The organism is Streptomyces sp. NPDC097595, assembly GCF_044761525.1.
GTDB classification, from domain to species: Bacteria; Actinomycetota; Actinomycetes; order Streptomycetales; family Streptomycetaceae; genus Streptomyces; species Streptomyces drozdowiczii_A.
Genome location: NZ_JBIWCN010000028.1, coordinates 1 through 20,378 on the forward strand (window position 1 = coordinate 1; position 20,378 = coordinate 20,378).

16 protein-coding genes and 3 pseudogenes are annotated in these 20,378 nt (G+C 70.1%); 16 read left to right on the forward strand and 3 right to left on the reverse strand.

Translation table 11 applies throughout. From position 1 onward, the window contains the following. Window positions 1-127 precede the first annotated feature (127 nt). The 6 genes from ACIQZN_RS32235 to ACIQZN_RS32260 all read left to right on the forward strand — a co-directional run bounded on the left by ACIQZN_RS32235 (window position 128) and on the right by ACIQZN_RS32260 (window position 5,883). The gene (locus ACIQZN_RS32235) at window positions 128-1,594 is read left to right on the forward strand and encodes an SCO6880 family protein (protein WP_404001846.1); all 1,467 of its coding nucleotides are present in this window, start codon (window positions 128-130) and stop codon (window positions 1,592-1,594) included. Window positions 1,595-1,619: 25 nt separating this feature from the next. Next, window positions 1,620-2,072, forward strand: coding sequence for a DUF6238 family protein (locus ACIQZN_RS32240; RefSeq protein WP_404001610.1), 453 nt, complete (start codon window positions 1,620-1,622; stop codon window positions 2,070-2,072). 25 nt (window positions 2,073-2,097) lie between these two features. Further along, entirely contained in the window at window positions 2,098-3,603 is a 1,506-nt protein-coding gene (locus ACIQZN_RS32245; RefSeq protein ID WP_404001613.1) for an ATP-binding protein, read from the forward strand. 32 nt (window positions 3,604-3,635) lie between these two features. Next, on the forward strand, window positions 3,636-4,331 hold the full coding sequence (locus ACIQZN_RS32250; protein WP_404001616.1) for a hypothetical protein: 696 nt from the start codon (window positions 3,636-3,638) through the stop codon (window positions 4,329-4,331). Between the two features lie 129 nt (window positions 4,332-4,460). Continuing rightward, window positions 4,461-5,024, forward strand: a complete 564-nt coding sequence (locus ACIQZN_RS32255; protein ID WP_404001619.1) for a hypothetical protein — start codon at window positions 4,461-4,463, stop codon at window positions 5,022-5,024. Between the two features lie 97 nt (window positions 5,025-5,121). Continuing rightward, entirely contained in the window at window positions 5,122-5,883 is a 762-nt protein-coding gene (locus ACIQZN_RS32260) for a hypothetical protein (protein WP_404001621.1), read from the forward strand. Window positions 5,884-6,022: 139 nt separating this feature from the next. Here ACIQZN_RS32260 and ACIQZN_RS32265 read toward each other — a convergent pair whose 3' ends face one another. Both ACIQZN_RS32265 and ACIQZN_RS32270 read right to left on the reverse strand, forming a co-directional pair. Beyond that, window positions 6,023-6,298, reverse strand: coding sequence for a hypothetical protein (locus ACIQZN_RS32265; RefSeq protein ID WP_404001624.1), 276 nt, complete (start codon window positions 6,296-6,298; stop codon window positions 6,023-6,025). A gap of 25 nt (window positions 6,299-6,323) precedes the next feature. Further along, window positions 6,324-6,455 (reverse strand): annotated as a pseudogene (locus ACIQZN_RS32270) (IS5/IS1182 family transposase); the annotation flags it as partial. A gap of 328 nt (window positions 6,456-6,783) precedes the next feature. Here ACIQZN_RS32270 and ACIQZN_RS32275 point away from each other — a divergent pair. From ACIQZN_RS32275 to ACIQZN_RS32290, 4 genes are read left to right on the forward strand one after another with little or no spacing between them, the layout of a single operon-like run. Beyond that, window positions 6,784-7,914 carry an alpha/beta fold hydrolase gene (locus tag ACIQZN_RS32275; RefSeq protein ID WP_404001626.1) on the forward strand — a complete coding sequence of 377 codons (1,131 nt, stop codon included), beginning with the start codon at window positions 6,784-6,786 and terminating at the stop codon, window positions 7,912-7,914. Beyond that, window positions 7,914-9,935: a hypothetical protein gene (locus tag ACIQZN_RS32280; protein WP_404001629.1), complete on the forward strand. Its 2,022-nt coding sequence runs from the start codon at window positions 7,914-7,916 to the stop codon at window positions 9,933-9,935. Before ACIQZN_RS32275 ends, ACIQZN_RS32280 begins: the two co-directional genes overlap by 1 nt. A gap of 18 nt (window positions 9,936-9,953) precedes the next feature. Next, the gene (locus ACIQZN_RS32285; protein ID WP_404001632.1) at window positions 9,954-11,021 is read left to right on the forward strand and encodes an AAA family ATPase; all 1,068 of its coding nucleotides are present in this window, start codon (window positions 9,954-9,956) and stop codon (window positions 11,019-11,021) included. 28 nt (window positions 11,022-11,049) lie between these two features. Beyond that, window positions 11,050-14,970, forward strand: coding sequence for an SAV_2336 N-terminal domain-related protein (locus ACIQZN_RS32290; protein WP_404001635.1), 3,921 nt, complete (start codon window positions 11,050-11,052; stop codon window positions 14,968-14,970). Between the two features lie 167 nt (window positions 14,971-15,137). Here ACIQZN_RS32290 and ACIQZN_RS32295 read toward each other — a convergent pair. Continuing rightward, window positions 15,138-15,316 (reverse strand): annotated as a pseudogene (locus ACIQZN_RS32295) (transposase); the annotation flags it as partial. 81 nt (window positions 15,317-15,397) lie between these two features. Here ACIQZN_RS32295 and ACIQZN_RS32300 point away from each other — a divergent pair. The 6 genes and pseudogenes from ACIQZN_RS32300 to ACIQZN_RS32325 all read left to right on the forward strand — a co-directional run bounded on the left by ACIQZN_RS32300 (window position 15,398) and on the right by ACIQZN_RS32325 (window position 20,311). Continuing rightward, window positions 15,398-16,215 (forward strand): IS5 family transposase gene (locus ACIQZN_RS32300; RefSeq protein ID WP_404001638.1). Its coding sequence is split into 2 segments (ribosomal slippage): window positions 15,398-15,740 and window positions 15,740-16,215, totalling 819 coding nucleotides; the frame shifts between segments, so codons are not numbered across the junction. An 8-nt stretch (window positions 16,216-16,223) separates the two neighbouring features. Continuing rightward, window positions 16,224-16,639 (forward strand): annotated as a pseudogene (locus ACIQZN_RS32305) (transposase family protein); the annotation flags it as partial. A 306-nt stretch (window positions 16,640-16,945) separates the two neighbouring features. Next, entirely contained in the window at window positions 16,946-17,671 is a 726-nt protein-coding gene (locus tag ACIQZN_RS32310) for a hypothetical protein (RefSeq protein ID WP_404001641.1), read from the forward strand. Between the two features lie 91 nt (window positions 17,672-17,762). After that, window positions 17,763-18,428: a hypothetical protein gene (locus tag ACIQZN_RS32315; protein ID WP_386413492.1), complete on the forward strand. Its 666-nt coding sequence runs from the start codon at window positions 17,763-17,765 to the stop codon at window positions 18,426-18,428. Window positions 18,429-18,522: 94 nt separating this feature from the next. Continuing rightward, window positions 18,523-18,963 (forward strand): hypothetical protein, encoded by a 441-nt coding sequence (locus ACIQZN_RS32320; RefSeq protein WP_404001645.1) that lies wholly within the window; start codon window positions 18,523-18,525, stop codon window positions 18,961-18,963. Between the two features lie 79 nt (window positions 18,964-19,042). Continuing rightward, window positions 19,043-20,311 carry a type IV secretory system conjugative DNA transfer family protein gene (locus tag ACIQZN_RS32325; RefSeq protein WP_404001648.1) on the forward strand — a complete coding sequence of 423 codons (1,269 nt, stop codon included), beginning with the start codon at window positions 19,043-19,045 and terminating at the stop codon, window positions 20,309-20,311. The last annotated feature ends 67 nt before the right edge of the window (window positions 20,312-20,378 follow it).

Here is a 20,378-nt window from a genome sequence, read left to right on the forward strand (position 1 = left end):
CGACGCCGGGCCGCCCAAGCAGCAGACCCGCTTCCGGTACGGCGAAGACCCGAACGCGAGCGGCGACAAGGGCCGGGCTCTGATCCAGCGCCCCGTCCTCCGCCCGCTCCCACCGTCTGGAACCACCATGTCCGGCAAGCACCAGTCCTCCGCGCCCACCGTGAAGTTCCCGCACCGCAGCAGGCGCGGCGTCCTGCTCGGCCTGTCCGTCCCGCAGTTGGCCGTCGCCGGGCTCACCGGCCTTCTCCTTCTCGCCGTGATCCTCGCCCGCGGTGCGGTCGGCGCCCTCCAGCTCATCCCACTGTGGGCCGTGATCGCCCTGCTCGTCTTCGTCCGCCACCGAGGTCGTGCTCTGGCGGACTGGGCCCCGATCGTCGTCCGGTACGCGCTGCGCCGGATGCGAGGCCAGCTCGTCTGGCTCACCCGGCCCTCCCGCCGGCCGATCCGCGAGGGCCTGCTCCACCTTCCCGGCACCGCTGCCAGCCTGCGCGTGACCACTGCTCCCGACGGCAAGTACGGCGCCGTCCACAACCCGCACACCGGGACGCTGACCGCGGTGGTCAAGGTCTCCTCCCGCGCCTACGCCCTGCTCGACCCCGGCACCCAGCAGGCCAACGTCGGCGGCTGGGGACGCGCGCTGGCAGCCCTCGCCCGTACCGGACAGATCGCCCGCATCCAGGTGATCGAGCGCACCATCCCCGACTCCGGCGACACGCTGCGCCGCTACTGGGAAGAGCACGGCCGACCCGCCACCCCGACGGCCGGCGCGATCTACAACGAGCTGATCCAGAGCGCCGGGCCCGCAGCCGCCCCGCACGAGGCGTACGTCGCGGTGTCCCTGGACACCAAGGCGGCCCGCCGGCTGATCAACCAGGCCGGCGGCGGTCTCACCGGTGCCTTCAGCGTCCTCACCCAGCTCACCTCCACGTTCGACCAGGCAGCGCGAACCGCAGGGATCACCCCGACGGGCTGGCTCACCGCCCGCGAGATCGCCGCAGTGGTACGCACCGCCTACGACCCGAAGGCGGTGGGGGCACTCGACCGCTGGTCCACTGCCGGTCGCCCCGAGGCCGAGCCCGCCGCCGCCGGCCCCGTCGTGGTCGTCGAAACTGCGGACCACATCGCCACCGACACCGCCGTGCACGCCACCTACTGGGTGGAGAACTGGCCGCGCACCGAGACCAGTGCCGGCTTCCTGCACCAGCTCCTGTTCACCGGCGGCGTCCGGCGCACGCTGTCGCTCTCCTACGAGCCGAAGAACCTCGACGCCGCCCTGCGCGACGTGCAGCGCAAAAAGTCCAGCGTGATCGCCGACGCCGCCGAACGCGCCCGGCGCGGCCAGGTCGACTCCGAGGCGGACTCGATCGAGTACCAGGACATCAAGTCCCGCGAACGCCAGCTCATCGCCGGGCACGCCGACGTCGCCCTGACCGGTCTGCTGACCGTCTCGGCCGACACCGAGGACGAGCTGCGCACCGCCTGCGCCGTCGTGGAGACCGCCGCTGTCGGCGCCCAGCTCGATCTCCGGCCGCTGACCTGGCAGCAGGCCGAGGCGTTCACCGCCGCCGCCCTGCCGCTCGCGCTCGCCGCCTGACCCTTCCCTTCGAAAGAGCACCCTCATGTCCCGCACCGCCAGCCCGACCGCGCAGGACTTCGTACCCTTCGCCACCGCCGCGCTCGACTTCCACCGGGCACTCAACATCCCCGGCGGCCCGCTGGTCACCACCCGCGCCGAGCTGGACGCCCTGCACGCCCACCTCGTCTCGCTGTACGGGCTGCTCGACGCCCACACCGGACGCACCGGGCAGCTCGTCGCGGTCGAGGGCGACCAGCTCCGTGCTGCCCGCACCCGCATCTGGCAGGCCGCCGAGCACCTCCACGCCGCCTACCACGCGGCGCCCCGGCCGGACTCCGGCGAGATCCCCGCACCGGAGGCGTGCCAAGCCGGCCTTCCAGAGGGCGCACCGGAACTGACCATCTGCCAGCGCCACCAGCGCACCGCGCATCTCGTGCGGCGGCGCACCACCCCGGCCGACCTGCACGCCCCGTTCACCGGCCTCGTCCGCCGCTGACTCACCCCTCACCTGGAGAAACGTCATGCCCCGTACCCGCGCCAGTGCTTCCCCTCTGTTCGTGCCCCGTAAGACGACACGCGCCGAGCAGCGGGCCGCCCGAGCCGGTTTCACCGAGGCCCGCCGCCAGGCACGCCGCGCCGGAAGCCCGCCCAAGCATCGCGCCGAGCAGACCCTCGACCCGGATCTTCGGCCCACCTATCCGCTCGCCGGTCGCCCCGGTCCGGCCTCCGCCCGCGGCGGCAAGCTCGCCCTGCCCGCCCACCGGATGACCACCGCGACAGCCAGCGGCGCGTACCCGTTCGTAGCCGAGGGCGGCCTGGGTGCCGAAGGGGTGTTCATCGGCCGCGATGTGCACGCGGAGGCGGCTTTCTGCTTCGACCCGTTCTCGCTCTACAACAGCGGCAGGGTAGAGGGCTTCACGAACCCCAACGCGGTGCTGGCCGGGATCATCGGCATGGGGAAGTCGGCGTTGGCGAAGTCGATCGCCACTCGGTCGATCGCCCATGGCTACCGGATCTACATCCCCTGCGATCCCAAGGGGGAGTGGACCGGTGTCTCGCAGGCCCTCGGCGGCTACAGCATCGCCCTGGGCCCGGGGCTCCCCGGCCGGTTGAACCCGCTGGACGCCCCGGCCCGGCCCGCCTCCGTGAGCGAGGAGGACTGGTTCACGGAGGTTCGCAAGCGCCGTCTGCTGCTGCTGGCCAGCCTCGCCCGCACCGTGCTGAAGCGCGACCTGCTGCCGATGGAGCACACCGCCCTCGACCTGGCCCTGGATCTGGTCGTCGCTGACGCCGCCAGCCGGGGCACGGTGCCGCTGCTCGGCGAGATCGCGCACGTACTCGGCTCCCCCGAACGCCTCGACCAGGCCCTCGGCCACCAGACGGGGCACCTCGGTTCAGCCGCCCAGGACCTCGCCCATGCCCTGCGACGTCTCGTGCACGGCGACTTGAGCGGCATGTTCGACGCGCCGAGCACCGTGTCGTTCGACCCGACCACACCGATGCTGTCCATCGACCTCTCCCGTCTCGGCGGCTCCGGTGACGACACGGCACTGGTGCTCGCGATGACGTGCGCGAGCGCGTGGATGGAGTCGGCCCTCAGTGATCCCGATGGCGGTCGGCGCTGGGTGATCTACGACGAGGCGTGGCGGCTGATGCGGCACGTCGGGCTGCTGGAGCGGATGCAGAGCCAGTGGAAGCTCTCCCGCGGGCTGGGCATCGCGAACCTCATGGTGATCCACCGGCTCAGCGACTTGCTCTCGGCGGGCGACGCCGGTTCACGCGGCCGAGTCCTGGCCGAGGGGCTCCTCGCGGACTGCAGCACGCGCATCATCTACCGCCAGGAGCCCGACCAGCTCGCCGCCGCTGCCTCTCTGCTCGGCCTGACCGGCGTCGAGACCCAGGCGGTGTCCGCCCTGACCAAAGGCCGAGGTCTGTGGAAGGTCGCCGGCCGCTCGTTCATCACCCAGCACATCCTCCACCCGGCTGAGCGGGAGCTGTTCGACACAGACGCCCGCATGGCCGCCTAGCCCAACGACCAGCACAGCAACGGGAATCGATCATGTCTGCTTCTTCCACTCCTTCCTCCGGTGACAACCAGCCGTCGCAGGCCACCGACCTTTTGGCGTGGCGACGGCACCTTCCTGCACTGGCCTTGGCCGCCGCCGGGATCAACGAGGCGTGCGACGCCTGGGACGCGGTTTCGGACTCGCTCTGCGACGCGGACGGCTGGCCGCTGGACGACAAGATCTACGGGGACGGGAAGGTCAAGCGGGACGCCGAAGCGTGGAAGCACGCCGAGGTGTTCCTTGACCACGGACCCGAGGTGCTGGCCGGGGTCCGCGCCGCCGCCGACGGCCCCGACTACGTCGAGGGACCGATCAGTGACGACCTCCGTCGGATACGCGGGATCGACACCATCCTGTTCCGGGCGGATGAGCTGCGGCACGAATGGGCCGACGTCATGGCGCTTATGGACGGTTCGCAGCCGAGCGTGCTCCACCTCTACCAGGAGCGTGCCGAGGAGCACCGCAACACCGAAGGCTGGCACTACTCACACGAACTCGGCTCCAAGGGAACGGCGTTGGTGCGCGTCGGCGAATATCTAGCTCACCGGGCGGACACCGAACGGCCGGCGCAGACCGAGCGGGCTCGCGTCGCCCTGACCCGCTCGACGCACAACGCCCCTGCCGGATCGCCTGCTTCGCCCCAGGTCCCGCCGGCATCGCAACCGCCGGCTCCCGGTCGCTCGCGGTGATCCCTAGCACGCAGTCACGGCAGCGCCAAACTGCCCGATTTCCGGATCCTCATGGACCACCGCACTCCTTCAAGCTCCACGCCCCGTCGGCTCCCGCCGTGCGGCGGGACGTTCGCAACGGAGAACTCCATGCACCACGAAACCCCGCCCTCGACCGCTAGGTCCGATCCGCGTCGCCTTCAGGCTGCCCTCTGTTCCGCGCTCGGGCAGCGCGGCCTGGAGGGCACCGTCGAGTACGGCCTCAGCGACTACATCGTCCACGCCGAGCTTCCCGACGGCAGTTCGCTGATCATCTCGCCCCCGCAGGAGCCGCCCTCCGAGCACCCCGAGTCCCCGGAAAGCTGGATGGTGACCCGCCACCGGTCCGCTGAACCTTCCGTCTACGAGGTGATCTACGACTCCGAGCCGGACGGTCCGCATGCGCGCCACGGCGGCAGCGTGCCGGATCTCCTCTCCGCTGTCGACGCCCGCCTGGAGCAGCTTGGCGTACCGACACGCCAGGAGCAGGAACGTTCCAGCAAGGCGCACGCCGCCACCGTGCTCCCGCCCGACTCCGCTCCATCTCGGACGAGGGTCGCTCTCGCCTCTTCGCCGTCGGTCGGCCAGCGCGTGCTCCCGACCGGTCCGCCGCCGGAGTCTTCCGCGCGGGCCGCGCCGCCGTCGACCAGTTCCTCATCCGCCCCCCGGCTCTGACCGACCGCGATCCAGGAGTCCTCCGTGCACTGCACCCTCAGAACTGATCCGCCCGTCGCCCGCACCTGTAACCGCACCCGCCTCGGATGGATCTGCCATGCCCAGCCACTACGACGTGCTGCCCGACCTGGCCTTCGGCCACCACCCCGTCCACGGCATCGTCGCCGCGAACCCGAAGAACCTCGCGGCCAGCACCTGGATGCTCAAGGGATTCGACTTCCATCCCGTCCCCGACCAGCCGACGTTGTACGCGCTGGCCGACCAGAACCGTGACGGACACGGCCGTACGAGCCGGGCCATCGAGCTGCTGCGCAAGGCTGGCTACCAGGTCGATGTGGACGTCGCACTTGACCCTGCACTGGCGCCCGAAACGGCACAGGTACGCGACCGCGGTCCGCTCGGTGAACCAGACGTCGCCTTCGCCGATCACCCGCAGCTCGGCATCGTCGCAGCCCTCGACGACCGTGTCTCCGGCCTCAGCGGGCTCGCGCTGATAGAGGACGGCTGGCGGCACAACTCGAGCCTGGACATCTACACGCTCCCCGCGACCACCGATCGCGTCGAGGCGCTAGGGAAATTCGCCGACGCCACGGTGGCCCTGCACCGTTCGGGGCTCCAGGTCGCAGTGCAGCCCCGCCTCGCTCAAGAGGTGACGGCTCGGCCCCGCCCTGCCGCCACGCCGGCCGTCGGCCGTGAGCGCGGCCGTGGTCCCGCTCGCGCGTCTCCGTTGAGCGCCGCCGCGCTCGCCGCCAGCCCGGCCCGTGCCGGTATCCCGGGCAGGGCGCCGGTCCCCGCCGCCGTCACCACACCGGCGGTCCGGCCGGTTGACCCTCGCATCGCGTACTCCCGCGACCGCTGACCCAACTTTTCAAGGAGGCCCTCCTATGACCGTTGTTGGTAAACCTGGCTATCAGGAGTTACGGAATGCTTGCCGGGATGCCGGACGTCAGCACGACGGCCGCCGGATCTCGATTGGACAGCCGTGATGTTCACCGCGGTCAGCAGCAGGTGTGACCGCAGGTTTCCGGTGGACATTCGGTGAGCGGAACTCGTTGCTCGCCGGAGAAGATCTCCCTCACCTCGCGCACGGCGTAGTAGACCAGGACGTATCCGGCTGCCGTGTCGGCCCACCGCCAACCGAAGGCGCTGTTGAAGACCAAGCCGAGCAGGCCGGCAAGCGCGCCGTCGATCAGCGTGACGCAGCCCTCGGTGGTCAGGACCAGGTTGTTCAGCGCCGCACCGGTGCGGGCCTTGCCGAATGCCACAGGGAACATCACCGCCGCAGTGGCTGAAGCCTTTTCAGCGTTGCCTCTCCAGGGTGACGACGGCTTTGGTGACGACGCTCATTCGGTTGGGGTTGATGCGGGAACTGCGGAAAAACTGCCAGGACTTCAGTCGTGCCATGCCGCGCTCTGGGCCAGCCGGTCGAGCAGGCCGGTCAACGAGACCTCAGCCGCCTCAGCGGGGGGCCCGACGCTGCATCCGACGTGTACCCGAGATGAGCCGGCAGAGCCGGCGCGGGCAACACCATTTCGCCGCGCCCGCGTACCGGGCGCGTCCGGTCGGGAGAGATCAGAACTCGCGGTTACGCAGGACCACTTCGGGTGTCGGCGCTATGGTTTCGGGTGCGGAGCGAGTGAGCGAGGGGGCGGCAATGCGTTTTCTGTTTGTCCATGGCACGGGTGTGCGGCGTGCACGGCACGACGTACTTTTGGCGCGGATACACGACGCTCTCACCGCCAGGTTCTCCGATGCGAACGTGACGTCCTGCTACTGGGGCGACCGCTTCGGCGCGACCCTGAGCGCCGGGGGCCTCTCGGTGCCCGGACTTCAGCAGACGCGCGGCGCTGCCGACGATCTCCTCACCGTCGCTCCACCGGACCGGGAGGCGGCCGAGTGGGCGCTGCTGCTGACCGACCCGCTCTGCGAGGTGCGGGTGCTGGCCGAGATGGGCTGGGACGCGGGCGACGACTTCGCCATGCCGGGTGTCCGCTCCGCGGGCGCAGTGGTTCTGGAACTCCTGTCCGGACTGCCGCCCTGCCCCGAAGAGACCGACGAGCTAGGCCGACTGCTCCACGACACCAGCCTGTACGGGGCCTATCCGCAGGCGCTGACGGACATCGCCCACGCACCGGAGGCGACCCGTGCCGCGGGCCGGGCTGAGGGTGATGCCTCTGCGAGGGAACTCGCCGTCGCCGCTGCCAGAGCCGTCGTCGCGGCGGCGCTGGCAGTGGCCGGAGCCGATGCCGACTGCACCGGCGACGAGCGCGACCGGTTGGTGGATCTGCTCACGGCGCGCCTGGGCGGCGACGCCCGCGGCGTCGCCGGCCGTGCAGGGGCCGTTCTCGGCAATCTTGCCCTGCGCATGACGACCCAGCCCGCCCTCAACCTGTGGCGCGGTCCCCTCACCACCAAGTCCACGCCGTTCCTCGGTGACATCCTCCGCTATCAGGCCAGGGGCGCGGCGCTGCGGAACCTCCTCCACGAGCAGATCACGGCGGAGCCCGGACCTACGGTGCTGATCGGCCACAGCCTCGGTGGCATCGCGCTCGTGGACCTACTCGCCCTCGCCGCGGCCCGGGGCGAGCCGGTCCCCGGCATCGAACTGGTCGTGACCGTCGGCTCACAGGCGCCGTTCCTCTACGAACTCGGCGCCCTGACCGCGCTGGCACCCGGTGAGCCGCTGCCGGCCGGCTTTCCCCGGTGGCTCAACATCTACGACCGGCAGGACCTCCTCGCCTTCATGGCGGAGCCGGTGTTCCCCGAGGACCCGAGGGTCACCGACCACGAAGTCAGCAGTCGCCAGCCGTTCCTGCCGTGCCACAGCGCCTACTGGAAACTGGGCGCCGTCTACGACCGGATCGCGCACGCCGTCGCAGAGATCGCGTGATGGCCCACACGATGCTCCCGGCGGCCGTACGCCCCGAGCGGACCTTCGCCTTCGTGGCAGGGGTCGAGAAGTACGGGATCAGTGGCAAGTGGGATCTGCGCGGGGCGGCTCGCGACGCCCTGCGCTTCAGCGGGTGGCTCACTGGGACCGCGCAGGTGCCGCACGAGAACATCCGGCTGCTGCTGTCGCCGCTCGAACCGGACGCGCTCGACTGGTCCGCTACGCCCCGGCTGGCCGCCCTCAAGGACACGTACCGCCCAGCGACCGAGCAGAACGTCATAACGGCGCTGGTGGACGACCTCGCGCAACGCGACGGCGACCTGCTGTGGATCTTCTGGGCCGGACACGGGTACCTGCTCGGGCGGGACATGATCCTGCCCTGCGAGGACGCCAGCGCGGGACTGATCCGGCACCTCAATCTCGACTCGATGCTGCGCTGGTGGCGCACGGATGCCGTCCGTAGACCCCGCTTCACGCTCCAGGCCGCCCTGGTAGACGCCTGTCGAATCGACGCACCCCGCGACGACCGCTGGAACTTCGGCAGCACCGACTACGGGGGCGGATCGACCCAGCCGTGGCGGCGCCAGTTCCGGCTCTACGCGGCCCGAGAGGGTGAGGCGGCGAAGAACGACAGGGAACGCGCTGCCGGGCAGTTCACCGAAGCCCTGCTTGCCGAACTGGAAGACCGACCACTGCCCGAGGGGACGAGCGAACTCGCGGAGATCGGCCGTGCCGTCCACCGCCACTTCAAGCAGCTTCACGAGCGGGGCGAGGGCTGGCAGCTGCCCGAGTTCGTGGTGGACCGGGACTGGGACGGCTGTTCCTTCCTCGATGTCCTCGGCGACACCGACGGCCCCGTGCCGAAGGCGGGTCGACTCGACCAGAACGCCTGGGACGGACTCGGGGAGACGTTCGGCGACCGACCCCTGCCCCGCTGCACCTACGACGCCTACGCCTGGGCGTTCAAGGCCGCCGGGTGCACGACACCGGTCCGCGCAGGCCTGCCCGCCGACACCCTGATTGAGGTGGCTCAGGATCTCGACGAACGGCAGGGTGGACGCCTGGACGTGCCCCTCGTCGTGCCCTTCGTGCGGTTTCTCGCGCAGCGGTGCGGACTCGCGGACCTGGCGTGGTCGAGGCAACTGCGGGAATGGGAGGAGCTGACCCGGGAGCGTCTGGGGGTGCCGGCCCTGCCGCCGCCCCCACCGCCGCCGCCGCGCACCACCGTGCTGCACGTGCGCCTCGATCCGGCCGCCGACGGGGACCGCCACCTTGTCCGGATGTGGCTGCGCCGCGACACGACCGAGGTCATCTGGGAGTCGGCGGGCCAGCCGCTCACCCTTGATGACGTCAGGGACAAACTGGTCCGGCAACTGAGCCACGTCTCGGCTGCGTTGGGCGCGACCGCTGCCGACGGCGAGTACCCCGTGGTGGAACGGGTGGAGTTCCATGTACCGTTCGACCTGCTCGACATCCCCTTCGACCAGTGGCCGGTCCCGCGCGGCAGGACGGGCAGCCGACCGCGTCCGCTCGGGGTGCTCCACGAGGTCGTCGTCCGCTGCCCCGACGAACGCCACGACGCCCGAGCGCCCTGGCGACGCAAGTGGACCTGGCTGCGCACACATGGCGGGCGGCATCCCTCCGCCGTGCGCGTGGTGGACGACACAGAGGTGAACGACGACCTCGCCGTCGACCTGAGCGCGCACGCCGACCCCGCGTGCGTAGTGGCCCACACCACCGGCACGGGCACGCAGGACGTAATTGACGCCCTGCTCGAAGGGGGTGTGCCCGTGGCCGTGTGGCGGCGCGACGGACCCGCCCGCGACAGCGCGCAGGAGGTCGCCGCACTGCTATCCCCGGACCGCGGACTGCCCGCGGACCTCAACGTGCTGGCGCTGCCCGGCACCATCCGCGACCTGCGGCGCAGCGCAGCGGCCGGCCGATCCGTCGACGGAGCTGACCAGTTGGTCCTGCTGTGGGACGATCCCGACTGCACAATGGACCACCGGTCCCTGGCCTGAGGAGCGACGGAGACAGTGGTGAAGGACTGGTGGATCTACCAAGGGCTAGGCAGTCGGGAGGAGAGGCTCAACCGCCTCATGGAGGCGCCGCCACCACCCTGGCGTAACTTCTCCGGTACTCCCGACCCCGGTTACACCCCGCCCGGTTGCTCTGGAGCGGCCTGGCAGCGGACGGTCGACCGCGGGGAGGGCTATGTGCCCGACGAGCTGGGGAAGGACGTCGTCAACACCGCTCTCTACCTGCGCAGGCCGCTGCTGATCACCGGCAAACCGGGTGTCGGGAAGTCGACCCTCGCCCACAGCATCGCCTCCAACTTCGGCCTCGGGCCGGTGTTGCACTGGCCCGTCACCAGCCGCAGCGCCCTGCGTGACGGCCTCTACCTGTACGACGCCATCGGTCGCCTCCAGGAGGCGAACCTGGAGCAGTTGCGCACGCCCGCGTCCGACGGCGGCCCGCGGTGGTCCCGCGCGAGCCACGTCGCGCCGCCGAGTGCCGCGTCCATCTCCCGCTTCCTGCGGCTCGGACCGCTCGGAACGGCCCTGCTGCCGCAGGACCGGCCCAGGGTGCTGCTGGTGGACGAGATCGACAAGAGCGACATCGACCTGCCCGGCGACCTGCTCACCGTCTTCGAGGAAGGCGGCTTCACCATCCCCGAACTCGCCCGCCTGGGGGGCGAGGAGCCCACGGTGAAGATCGCGACCGACGATGCCGGAGGCGACTGGGTATCGATCGACAGCGGTCGGGTCCAGTGCCGGTACTTCCCCGTCGTCGTCCTGACCAGCAACGGTGAACGGGACTTCCCGCCGGCCTTCCTGCGCCGCTGTGTCCGCCTCCATCTGGAGGTGCCGGACGCGGAGAAGCTGGCCCGCATCATCCGTGGCCGGCTCGGCGTGGACATCGCCGAGCACGACGAGTACCAGCAGCTAGTCCGGTCCTTCATCGACCGCAGCGCGGACGGCGACCTGGCCACCGACCAGCTCCTCAACGCGATCCAGCTCAGGCTTAGCAGGGCATGGACCGGCGAGGAGGACCGCGAACGCTTCCTCGCCACCGTAATGCACCACCTCACCGGGCCGTCGGCATGAGCTCCGTCCGCATGCCCCGTGCCGCCCGGTGATCGAGGAACTGCTCGCCGCCTTCGCCGACGGCGGTCCGGACGCAGGACCGGACGAGATCGCAGACATCCTGTGGCTGGCCGCCCGGGTGGACGCCGCCCACAGGCGTCCGGTCCCAAGACTGCACGGCCCGGGGGCCCACGGCCGCGACGCGGCGGCACGGCGGGAGGGCACGCGTCACGGCACACCGACGATGTCGACGCAGCCTACTGACCAACTGTTCCCGCCCGCCGTGCGCGAGCGTTCCGACGGCTACGGCGACGGCGGTCCCGGAGCAGAGGACGGGCTCCGCGGCGTCCCGCTGCGCTTGGCCCGCGCCGAGATGCTGCACGAGCCCCTGGCCGTGATGCGTTCCCTGCGCCGGGTCGGCAGGCACTCCGACGGCGGAACGGGGGAGGAGCTCGACGAACAACTCACCGTGGAACAGAGCATCGAGCAGCTGATGCCCTCGCCGGTACTGCGTCCCGCCCGGACACGGGGGTCGGACCTCACGCTCGTCGTGGACGCGCACCATTCCATGCTGCTGTGGGATGACCTCACCGAGGAGCTGCGCCGGGCCTTCACGCGCAGCGGTGTGTTCCGCGACGTCCGCACGTGGTTCCTGACGGGCACGGCGGCCGGTGGGACGCCCATGGTCGCCCACCGGCGCGAAGCGGCACCGCGCCATCCGCAGGAGCTCGCCGACCCGTCCGGGCGCCGGCTGATCCTCGTGTGCACGGACCTGGTGGCAGGCGGCTGGCGGGAGTCCGGTGTGCAGAGCGTGCTCCGCCAGTGGGGCAGGCACAACGCCGTGGCCGTGCTGAACGTACTCCCTGAACGGCTGTGGACTCGGGGCGCCGTCCGGCCCGACACCTTCGCGGTCCGGGCCGACCAGCCCGCCGCAGCGGGCCGGACCTGGCAGCTCGGGGCCACCGCGCGGCGCCCGCACCGGCGCGGAAAACGGGCGGTGGCCGCCGCCCCGGCGGTCGCACCCGTCGTCTCAGCGTCCCCGGACAGCCTCGCCCGGCTGGCTCACCTGGTTTCGGGGGACGGCCGGTGGTGGAACATGCATTGCCTCCGGCTCGACGCCGCCGCCCCGCCGGAGCAGCCGGTGGCTGCCCCTGGCCCTACGGCCGTCGGGCTGGACGCGGTCGAGCGCTTTAAGGCCGCCGCGTCCCCCACGGCCCAGCAGCTCGCGGCGCACCTGGCGGCCGTGCCGCTGACTCTGCCCATCATGACGCTTGTCCGCCGCTCCCTGCTGACGGACTCCGACCACGGCCACCTGGCAGAGGTCGCCCTCGGAGGGCTGCTCGAGCCTTGGAGCGCGCAGCCCGTCGGCACGGGGCCGGACGACCTGCACTTCGACTTCCTGCCCGGTGTCCGCGAGGCTCTGCTCGGCTCCCAACTCCGCGGGGACGTCGCCGCGGTGCGTGAGTTGGTCCGGCGCGGTGTGTGGGAGTACATCGCCCGCAGTCGTTCCAGCGGCCGGGAGTTCTCCGCGACGCGGGTGACCGGAGCGACAGTCGGCAGCCGCCGCGTGGATGCGGGACAGCAGCCGTTCGCGGAGCGGCCGGCGCTGCCGGTGGCTGCCCCACCGACGGACACCGAGGCGGCATCCGGATTCCAAGGGACCGGGCAGAGCACGGACTTCGAACCGTCCGCTCGTCTCGTCGCGCTGAGAACAGGGCACGGCTCGGGCATGAATTCCGGTGCCGGTGTTCTCTTGACACCCCGTCTCGTGCTGACCTGCGCCCACGTGGTGAACGCGGGCACAGAGATGTGGGCCGTGGGCAGGGACGGCCGGGAGATCGCCTGCACCACCGTGTGGACGGGGCAGGGGTCGCTGGACGCCGCCCTGGTACATGCGGAGGAGAGCATTCTCGAAGGCGAGGAGTGGGAACGTCTCCTTCCTTCACGGCTCAGGTGGGGGCGCCTGCCTGACAGCGGTCCGATACCCGTGCGTGTCAGCGGCTTCGGACGGTCGGGTGAACAGAGGGAACTGCTGGGGACGACGCTGCCCAAGACGCGGACGATCACCATCGAACTCATGGCACCCTTCGAGAGCGGCGATCTGATGGGGCTGTCCGGCGCCCTCGTGTCCCGTGACGGCTTCTTCGTGGGAACGGTCGCCCGGCGACACACACAGCGTCCCCAGATCGAGGCGGTGTCCGCTGCCGAGCTGCTCGAGGACACGGGCTTCCGCCGAGCGCTGGCGACGCACATGACGACCCCGTACGAGATCGAGGACCTGGGCGGCGAGCCGGCCCCGCATCCGTCGCCGGAAAGCCCTGCCGTGTGCCTGGCCATCGAGATAAAGGAAGTCAGCGGCGACACCGACGCGCCCTACACAACTCCGGAGGCACGGCATGACATCAGGGAGTCCCTTACTGCGATCATGCGGCGGACAGGCATCGACGGTGTCGTCACCGAAGTGGCCGGAAACGGTGCGGCACCAGATCTGTTGATGATGCTGGACGGCCCGACGGCCGTGCAGGATGTGGGCCGCGTGCTGGCCGAACTGCAGACCGTTGTGGCTGGGCGCCCTTATATGACGGTCGCGGTCGCGGTCTCTCTCGGTGAGGTGACGGACACTCGCCTGGGGCTCGTCGGTGGCGCGGTGTCGGACGCCGCCCGGCTCGTCGGCGACCCGTTCTTGAACGCCCAGCTGCGCCAGGCGGCGCGCTTCGTCGATTCGCCCGTGTACCTCGCCGTCTCCGACGCTATGCGCGACCGGATCGCCGTAACGCTGGGTCCCGCCTGGGAAGACCGACTCGTGCCGCTCGGGGGGCGTTCGGAAGCGGAGCCCGGGGGCGGCTGGCTATACGAGGGTCCCGTCGAGGCACTGGGGCGGGCGATCGGCGCCGCCGCGGCGGCTGAGGGCGGCCCGACGGGGCCGGGACCCTCCTGGGTGCGCTGCGGCACCGGGGCGACGGCGGAGGATCCGGACGGCTGCACCGGAATCAAGCTTCCTGGGTGCGAGAAGTGCCTGGCCCACGTGTCCGACTCCGAGCGGGCCGCGTTCTTGGCCACACTCGCGCCGGGCGCGTCGGTCGACTTCTCGGGGACGACGTTCACGTCCCAGCTGCTGAACGAGGTTGTGTCGGCGGTCCGGGAGGCCGAAGGGGGCCGAGTCCGCCTGGGCCGTGCGATCTTCAACGAGGCGGTACTGCCCGGGATGCCCCTGCAGCAGGCCCTCTTCGACGAGGCGTCGTTCAAGGGGGCCACGTTCGGTGGCCGGGCCCTCTTTGACGAGGCGGTGTTCCGGTCGGGTGCGCATTTCGGCCACGCGACATTCCTCAGCAGTGCCCTGTTCAGCGGCGCACGGTTCGAGGGCGGTGCCTCCTTCGAGTACGCGACCTTCGTCGGTGACGTGGACATGGGTGACCTCACGGCGGAAGGGGAGGTCACGTATCACCACGCCACTTTTGGCGGCGATGCCACATTCCAAGAGGCTGTTTTCCGGGGCCCTCTCTCCTTCGACTACGCCACGTTCCAGAGGCGTTCGTTCTTCACCCGGGCCGAGTTCGGCCGCCGAGCCGCGTTCGAATACGCGACGTTCCAGCGGCGCACCGGCTTCGACAGTGTCCACTTCCTCGAGCGGGTCTCGTTCGACTACAGCACGTTCGATGATGGCCTGGAGTCCCTCGAGGCGTTGTTTGAGGACCGCGCCTCCTTTGCCTACGCGACCTTCAACGGCCCGGTCCTGCTGGCCGGTGGGAAGTTCAGAAGCACGGCGTCCTTCGACTTCTCCACCTTCCTGCGCCCCCTCCTCTGCAGAAGCCTGTTCTTTCACGGGCACGCCGGTTTCCGCAGGGTCACGTTCCGCGAGGGTGCGGAGTTCAGCGACGTCACCTTCATGGAGGGTGTCGAACTCCCTGGAGCCCTCGTCGCCGGCGAACGGACCGATCTCGAGGTTCCGCCCACCGAGCCGGAAGAGTGACCGCCTACAGAGCCCTGCCCCGTCACGACCGTCGGAACCCTTCGGTCGGCGCGATCGTCGCGATCAGAAGAAATCCAGGTCACCGCCACCCTGGACCCGACGGTACACGCCGAGGTGAGCGCGATGCGGGCCGCCTGCAGGCAACACATCGCCTCTGCAAACGCACGCGGAAGCTGGCGCCACGTACAGCCAGAGGTAGCCACGAAGATGACCGTCGCCAGAACCGCACGGTCGCCAGCCCAACGCCGCCCTTCACCCTGCGGACGCCTCACCTCCGTGGGCGGCACCACCGCCGGAACAACACCCACAACTCATCCGGCACCAACCGTTCACTCAGATCCGCCATGCACAGACCAATGAGCCTTCACGCCATAAGAAGCGATGTCTAAGACCGTGTCCTACGTGGGGCGGGCTCGTTGGGCTCGTCATGGGGCGGGGTACGTGGAGTTGGATTGTTCCGGACGGGCTATGGGAGATCGCCGAGCCGCTGATCCCACCGTCGAAGGTGCGGCCGCAGGGCGGCGGGACGCAGGACACGCCTGATGAGACGCTGTTCGCCGCGATCATCTACGTCCTGGTCAGCGGATGCGCCTGGCGGGCCTTGCCGCCGTGCTTTGGGATATCGAAGTCGACAGCCCACCGCAGGTTCCTGATCTGGTCGAGAGCCGGTGTCTGGGGCCGACTACACGAAGAGATCCTGCACCGCCTGGACGACGCCGGCCTGCTCGACCTGTCCCGGGCCGTGCTCGACTCCGCGCATGTGAGGGCTAAAAGGGGGGCGAACTCACAGGTCCGAGCCCCGTGGACCGGGGCAAGCCGGGTTCCAAGATGCACGTCCTGTCGGACGCGAACGGACTGCCCCTCCTCGTCGGCCTCTCCGCGGCGAACACCCACGACAGCCTCGCCCTGAAGCCCATGATCACAGGTCACCAAACGAGACACGACCCCCACCGCGGCCGCTACTTCAAGCCCCAGCGCCTGCATGCGGACAAAGCATACGACGTCCCCCACCTGCGGAAGTGGTTATGGGGCAAGCACATCGGCGTGCGCATCGCCCGCAAGGGAGTCGAGTCCAGCGAACGCTTAGGGCGCCGAAGATGGGTCATCGAACGCACCATGTCCTGGCTCACCGGCTACCGCAGACTCAACCACCGCTACGAACGCCAACCCCGCAACTACCTGGCCTTTCTCGGCCTCGCCGCCGCCCTCTGCTGCTACAAACGACTCCGCCGACTCACCACATAGGACACGGTCTAAAGGTCCTACGCGAGCACGAACCGGAGTACGTACTGCTCGACGGGACGCTCGCCGAGTGCGACCGTGTGGGCGACGGCCGCGCCGACTACTCGCACAAACATCGTCGCCATGGCGTGAATGTGCAGGTCGTAGCCGATTCGATCGGGCAGGCACTGTGGATCTCCCCGGCCCCGCCAGGCCGGCGCCACGACCTGACCGCGGCCCGCGCTCACCGCATCATCCGGATCTGCGAACGCCAGGGTATCCCGTCCTGGCCGACCGTGCATATCAGGGCGCCGGTCCCTAGGCCACCACCACGCACAGACGGCCACCCGGCGGACACTTACCCAGCCAACAGACGGTCAATCGGGCCCTGGCCGCGTCCCGGGCACCCGTCGAACGGGTTATGTCTGCTGAAGTTTGACGGATCTTCTGAAGATCCCGGATCAGCCCAAACCGCATGATGTCAGTCGCCAAGGCGGTCTTCGCCCTGTAAAGGCAACGCTGAAAATACTCCCTGCGGTCCAAGCGATGCCGAGCGGGTCCGACCAGCCGACGGAGAACCCCTTCTTATGCCCGATCGGGTGCCGGGCTAGGGCGGCGCCCTGGCCTTCTCTGGCTGCCACCGCACGGCCCATACCAGCGATCCTCGGCCGGGCCAAAACCCAGATTTGCCGGACGCTCTGCCCACTGGCCCACCTCCAACGGGTCCTTCGCTCCCTCTGCCCCGGAGACTCCCGTGCCTACCTCGATCACCATCACGTCCGAGTTCAGCGGCAGCGTCGTTGCCAAGGGCGCTGCCGATGACCTCTCCGCACAGCTCCTCCGCCACGCCGGCTTTAAGCAGATCGACGACTGGCACGGCCGACGCCATCGCCTGCCCACCACCACTCCGCTCGCCGACCAGGTCGCCATCGCCACTCATGCGGCCGAGATGCTCCGAGCCGCTCGCTACGACGTCACCCTTCCGCCCTCTCTCGACACGGCACGGATGAGCCCTCCAGTGCATGCGCTCGGGCCCTACGCCGCCGGAGCCGAACTTCTCAGCATCACGGAGCAGATCCGGGCGGCCGAAGACGGGGCCAGCCTTCAACGAGCAGTTGACCACCTCCTTCACCCCGAGCACGGTGCGCTGGAGCGTGTCCGGGAGGCGCTGGAAGCAGCGGGAGAACAGGTCAACGACTTGGACGACGACGCGTATGCGCTCGCCGACCGGTTCGGCTTCGCCTCGGAGTTCGTCAGCTCGGCCCAGTCCGAACTCGTCGACTCCGAGGCCGAGCTACGCCGCGTCGGCGACGCTTCGACGAGCTACTCCCCAGCACGGACCGTCCGTGATCACCGTGGTGCCGCTCTCGCCACTTCTCCTGCGGCGAACCAGGCCAAGGTCTCCTCGGCGTCCAGTTCCCAGACGGCGCCTTGCTCTGCGACGGGTCACCCACCGCGCGCCTCAACCCCCCGACGGTGACCCCGGCCGCCCTCTCCGCCGTCGGCCTCCAGTACGTCGCGCGCCCCCGCTCGACTCACCCGTCAAGGACCACTCACCCGAAGAGGCAAACGTGCCCGAGTACTACTCCAGCATCGGCGAGGCCGTCGGTGCGGCCATGCAGCACAACATCCGGCTCGCCCACCGCAGCGTGGCACCGGGGTCCGACAAGCCGCTGCAGGTCAGGCACCTGCCCAGCGCTTCCGCCGATCCGTACTCGGTTCGCGGGATGATTTCTCGCCTCCACGAGGACGCCTCGCCCGATGAGGTGGCGGGCATCATCGAGGAGGTCAACGGCGCGCTGGTCGGGGCTCTGCCCGAGCTGACCGAACTCGTCGCCTCTGCCGCCGACTGGACTCGCGCCCGTCTCGACTTCGACGACCCGCATCACAATCCGACTTTCGAGACGTGGACCCGACTGGCAGCCGCGTACGGGATGCTCCAGGACGTTCGTGAGCAGTTGGAAGTCGCCGAGGACGGTCTCGCTGCCTGTCCCGCAGAGCGCACGGACCCCCGGCACCACCAGATGGTCAACGTCTTGCGCAGCCGGGAGTTGCTCGACGATGTCCTCGGTGCCGAGGCTGCTCCTGTGCCGTCCGCTGCCCAGAACGTCGATTCAGACCGGCAGCGGGCGGCCCGCGCCTCCTCGCCGCGTGCCGGAACATCGCCCTCGACCGGCAGTCCGCCGGCCACCGCAGCACCTCCGCCCGCGCCTCGTTCTGCCGGCCGACCCCGCTGAAACGTTCCGCCTCAGACGTCCAGGAGTACCCCCATGATCTGCACGAGAGCCGAGTGCGCCCCGCCCCTGCCCGCTCGCACACCCAAGGAACGCCGTGCCTTCCCCGCGCACCAGCGCGCCCTCGACCACCACCGGGTCGGATGCGCTCCTCTACCTCCTGTTCGGCATCCTCGGCGCCGCCATGGCCTTCGGCTCCCTGGTCTGGCTGACCGGAAATCTCACCAACACCTTGGTCGGGAGCGGGACATGGGCCCCCTTCCGCATAACGGACGCGCTGCTGCACCCGGAGGTGATGTGGCCGGCCTTGAGCACCAGCATGCTGATGGTCAGCGCCCGCGTCGTCCCCGCCCTGTTCACCGTTGCCCTGGTCGTCACCGCTGCCGTGTTGTGGATTCGCTGGCGTGCCGGGTCCAAGTCCGGCCTCGCCCGCAAGGCGGACTTGGCGCCGCTGCTGGACAAGGAGATCGTCGCCAAGGCGAAGAGCCTGCGCCCGAGCCTGGGCGGCCGGGAGAGTAAAAGAGGTCCTGCCCGCTGACCGCGGCATCCTGCTCGGCACCCTCGACCCCGGTCGTGCGGAGATCCGCGCGTCCTGGGAGGACGTGATCGTCGCGATCATGGCCCCGCGTTCCGGCAAGACGTCCGGGCTGGCGATCCCCGCGATCCTCTCGACACCGGGTCCAGTCCTGCTCACCAGTAACAAAGCCGCGAACGACGCCTTCACCACCACGGTGGACGCCCGTGCCGAGGTCGGCACGATCTGGACCCTCGATCCGCAGCAGATCGCCCACCACCCGCGCGAGATGTGGTGGGACATCCTCGCTGACGCCCGCGATCTTGCCGGGGCTAAGAGGTTGGCGGGGCACTTCGTGACCGCGAGCGTGGACGAGTCCAGCGGCTCCGACTTCTGGTCGACCGCCGCGAGCAACACCCTCGGTGCCCTCTTCCTCGCCGCCGCGTCCCACCGGCGGCCGATCACCGACGTCCTGGCCTGGCTCGCAATGCCGGCCGACCGCACCCCGGTGGACCTGCTCACCGACGCCGGCCACCATGCGGTCGCCGCCCAGCTCCAGGGCACCGTCTCCGGCGCGACCGAAACGCGCGACGGCATCTATGAGACCGCGAGGCAGTACGCGAGCTGCCTGCTCGACCAGGACGTCGCCGCCTGGGTCACCCCCAACGACGACCTTCCCGAGTTTCAGCCGTTCGCCTTCGCCACGTCCCGCGACACCTTGTACCTGCTGAGCAAGGACGGCGGCGGCAGCGCGTCGGCGATCATCGCGGCGGCGGCCGACGCCGTGATGCGCGCGGCCGTGATGGTGGCCGAGCGCTCCGGCGGGCGACTCGACCCGCCCGCCCTGTGCGTCCTCGACGAGGCGGCGAACGTCTGCCGCATCTCGGACCTCCCTGATCTCTACAGCCACCTGGGCAGCCGGGGCATCATCCCGATGACGATCCTGCAGTCCTACCGTCAGGGCCAGCGGTGCTGGGGCGAGGCCGGTATGGACGCCCTGTACTCCGCCGCCACCATCAAGATCATCGGATCGGGCATCGACGACGCGGACTTCGCCGACCGGCTCAGCCGTCAGGTCGGCGATCACGACGTCCAGACCACCTCGGTGTCGACCAGCGAGGGCGGCAAGTCCACCTCGGTGAGCATGCGCACCGAGCGGATCCTTCCGCCGGACGCCATCCGCGCCCTACCCAAGGGCAAGGTGCTGCTACTGGCCACCGGCATCCGGGTCGCCATGCTCAACCTCAAGCCCTGGTACAAGGAGCCCTCCGCCAAGGTGGTCGGACCGGCTTCCGCTCGCGCCACGAAGGCCATCACCGAGCGTGCCCTCGCGAAGAGCATCGACCAGGACGATCTTGGACTGTCGGCATGAGCGCGCCCGCACCACAGCAGGGGCGGTTGGCCCACGCTCCGGTCGTCCTGCGCGGTGGACGGTGGTG